The following is a 1,907-nucleotide window of genomic DNA, read 5'->3' on the forward strand; positions in this document are numbered from 1 at the left end:
GGACGGCTCGCCGACGTGCAGGGACTTCGGCAGCACGCCGTGCTGCATCGCCTGCACCATCTTGATCACGCCCGCCGCACCGGCCGCCGCCTGGGTGTGCCCCAGGTTCGACTTCACCGAGCCCAGCCACAGCGGACGGTCCTCGGCCCGGTCCTTGCCGTACGTCGCGAGCAGGGCCTGTGCCTCGATCGGGTCGCCCAGCCGGGTGCCCGTACCGTGCGCCTCCACCGCGTCCACCTGTCCGGCCGACAGGCCCGCGTTGGCCAGGGCCTGGCGGATCACCCGCTGCTGGGAGGGGCCGTTGGGGGCGGTGAGGCCGTTGCTGGCGCCGTCCTGGTTGACGGCGGAACCGCGCACGATCCCGAGTACCGGGTGGCCGTTGCGCCGGGCGTCCGAAAGCCGCTCCACCAGGATCATGCCGACGCCCTCGCCCCAGCCGGTGCCGTCCGCGTCGTCCGAGAACGCCTTGCAGCGCCCGTCCGCTGCCAGGCCGCGCTGCCGGCTGAACTCCACGAAGGTGCTCGGCGTCAGCATCACGGTGACACCGCCGGCCAGCGCCAGCGTCGACTCGCCCTGTCGCAGCGACTGGCAGGCCAGGTGCAGGGCCACCAGCGAGGACGAGCAGGCCGTGTCGATGGTCACCGCCGGACCCTCCAGACCCAGCGTGTACGACACCCGGCCCGAGGCGATGCTCCCCGAGGTGCCGGTGCCGACGTGGCCCTCGGCGCCCTCGGCCGACTGCTGGAGCAGCATGCCGTAGTCATTGTACATCACGCCCACGAACACACCGGTCCGGCTGCCGCGCAGGGTGGCCGGGTCGATGCCGGCCCGCTCGAACGCCTCCCAGGACGTTTCGAGGAGCAGCCGCTGCTGCGGGTCCATCGACATCGCCTCACGCGGCGAGATCCCGAAGAACCCGGGGTCGAACACACCGGCGTCGTGCAGGAATCCGCCCTCCCGGGCGTACGAGGTGCCCTGGTGGTCGGGGTCCGGGTGGTAGAGGTTCTCGACGTCCCAGCCACGGTTCTCGGGGAAGAAGGAGACCGCGTCCCGTCCGCCCGCGACCAGGCCCCACAGGTCCTCGGGCGAGGACACCCCGCCCGGGAAGCGGCAGGCCATACCCACGATCGCGATCGGGTCGTCGTCCGTGGCGGCGGTCACCGGGCTGGGGAGGCCGGTGACCGGCAGGGCGCCCAGGAGCTCGGTGCGGAGCAGCTCGGCGAGGGCGGTCGGGGTCGGGTAGTCGAACACCAGGGTGGCCGAAAGGCGCAGGCCGGTCACCGCGTTGAGACGGTTGCGCAGGTCGACGGCGGTCAGCGAGTCGAAGCCCAGTTCCTTGAACGCGCGATCGGCGTTGACCGAGGCCGCACTCGGATAGCCCAGGACGGCCGCCACTTCGGCGCACACGAGGTCGAGCAGGGCGGCCTCTCGCTCCGCCTCGGACAGGGACACCAGTCGCTGCGTCAGTGCCGAGCCGCCCGCACCGCCGCTGCCCGTTCCGCCGCCGGCTTCGGCCGCGCGTCGCATCGGCACCCGTACCAGGCCCCGCAGCAGCGGCGGCAGCATGCCCCTGCTCGCCTGGGCGCGCAGGCCGGCGAGTTCGAGCTGGATGGGCACCAGCACGGGATCGGCGGAACCGACGGCGGCGTCGAACAGCAGCAGGCCGTCCTCGGCGGTCAGCGCGGCGACACCGCCGCGCGCCATCCGTTCCACATCGGAGCGGACCAGGGCCGCAGCCATGCCGCCGTCCTCGGCCCACAGGCCCCAGGCGAGGGAGGTCGCGGGGAGTCCGGCGGCGCGGCGCCAGCTGGCGAGGGCGTCCAGGAAGCTGTTCGCCGCAGCGTAGTTGCCCTGGCCGGCCGCGCCGAACAGACCGGCGGCGGAGGAGAACAGCACGAACGCCGAAA

At 73.2% G+C, this 1,907-nt stretch carries 1 protein-coding gene; it reads right to left on the reverse strand.

Going from position 1 to position 1,907, the window contains the following annotated elements; translation table 11 throughout:
• Window positions 1-1,907 (reverse strand): type I polyketide synthase (locus UK12_RS32400; protein WP_045306788.1); only part of this gene is annotated, 1,907 nt, incomplete at both ends.

Origin of the sequence: Saccharothrix sp. ST-888, from assembly GCF_000955975.1 — a bacterium.
Lineage (GTDB): Bacteria > Actinomycetota > Actinomycetes > Streptomycetales > Streptomycetaceae > Kitasatospora.